2 protein-coding genes are annotated in these 1,636 nt (G+C 64.0%); both read left to right on the top strand.

All coding sequences use genetic code 11. The annotated features are described in order from the left end of the window. Positions 1-935, top strand: a 935-nt coding sequence (locus ABI213_RS17765; protein WP_348028044.1) for a GMC oxidoreductase, incomplete at its 5' end; no start/stop codon positions are given. A gap of 21 nt (positions 936-956) precedes the next feature. Further along, the gene (locus ABI213_RS17760) at positions 957-1,388 is read left to right on the top strand and encodes a hypothetical protein (protein ID WP_348028042.1); all 432 of its coding nucleotides are present in this window, start codon (positions 957-959) and stop codon (positions 1,386-1,388) included. The last annotated feature ends 248 nt before the right edge of the window (positions 1,389-1,636 follow it).

Raw genomic sequence — 1,636 nt, 5'->3', positions numbered from 1 at the left:
GGGCCCATCCCGCCCCCAGCGCCGCGGCGGGTGACACCCGGCAGGTGCAGGCCAAACCCGACGGGGGCGAGGTCATTCTGTGCGGCGGTGCCTTCAACACCCCGCAGTTGCTGATGCTCTCCGGCATAGGCCCCGCCGCCGCCCTGCAGGCCCACGACATCCCGCTGCGGGTAGACCTGCCGGGCGTGGGCCGGAATCTGCAAGACCGCTACGAAGTCGCCCTGACCCACCGCATGCGCCAGCCCTGGTCAGGGTTGAAAGAGGCACGGTTTGAAGCTGGCGACCCGGTGTGGCAGCGCTGGAAAGACGCGCGATCCGGCATGTACGCCGCCAGCGGGGCCATGCTCGGCCTGATCGAAAAGTCCAGCCCCGACCAGCCCGAGCCCGATATCTTTTGCATGGCCCTGCCCGCCCGGTTTGAGGGCTACGCGCCAGGCTTTTCTGAGTTGATACGCCAGCACAGCGACAGTTTGACCTGGGCCATCTTGAAAGCCCACACCGCCAACCGCGCAGGCACCGTCACGCTGCGCTCGGCCGACCCGCTGGACCCGCCGCTGGTCAACTTTCGCTATTTTGAAGAAGGCAGCGACGTGGCCGGTACCGATCTGCAAGCCGTCGTGCAGGCCATCCGCGCCGTGCGCCGCCTCACCGCGCCCTTCCTGGCCAGCGGCCTGATCGCCGAAGAATGCCTGCCCGGCCCCAGCGTGCAAAGCGATGCCCAACTGGCCGACTACGTGCGCAACACCGCCTGGGGCCACCACGCCTGCGGCTCTTGCGCCATCGGCGAGGTACTAGACAGCAGCTTGCGCGTCCACGGCACCCGCGGCCTGCGGGTGGTGGACGCATCGGTGTTCCCGCGCATCCCCGGCTTCTTCATTGCCGCTGCCGTGTACATGGTGGGCGAGAAGGCCGCCGACGTAATCCTTAATTCTTAAACCTTTCACCAGGAGAAAACCATGGCCTACGACGTCACCCAATTGCTGGCAATGAGCCAAACCGAGCTGGACGATCTGTTCCGCGCCAGCCCGCCCGGCGACATCCCCAATGGCTCGGCCAACGGCACAGCCATCATCGCGCCAGGCACCAAGTACACCGAGAGCATCGCCCACCTGATCAACATGTTTGGCTGGCAGGGCAAGGTGTTTGACGCGCAAAAAGGCGTGCTGAAGAACAAGGTGCTGGTGTTCGGCTTCGAGGCCGTGCTGGCCAAGGTCTACAAAGACGCCAGCTGGCTGGACGGCCAGGAATGCATCGTCTTGGACTACTCCGACACCTCGGTCATCGCCCACTACATCCGCGACGAAATCCGCCTGATCGGCCCTGGCTTTTACCTGGGCAAGGTGTACTGGGCGAAGGACCGGCTGATCGACTTCTGCCTGCAGTTTTAGCCACGCTACAGTTTTTGATGCAACTTTTGATAGCTGCCAGCGCAGGTTAAATATGCGCTGGCAGCCGATTTAATCCTCAAAAATTGGCCTAAAAACCATGCTTCCCCAGTCGCACTTCATGGTCGTCGCCCCGCTGGTTGCGGGCCGCGAAGCCGATCTGCGGGCGCTGCTGGCCAGCATGAACGCCCAACCCGGTCTGGCCGACCCGCACAACCCGCTGCTGCCGTTTGGCCTGTTCACCCAATTGC

Origin of the sequence: Rhodoferax sp., assembly GCF_039922535.1 — a bacterium.
Taxonomy (GTDB): domain Bacteria; phylum Pseudomonadota; class Gammaproteobacteria; order Burkholderiales; family Burkholderiaceae_C; genus Rhodoferax_B.
This window is presented reverse-complemented; position numbering and strand designations above follow the sequence as displayed.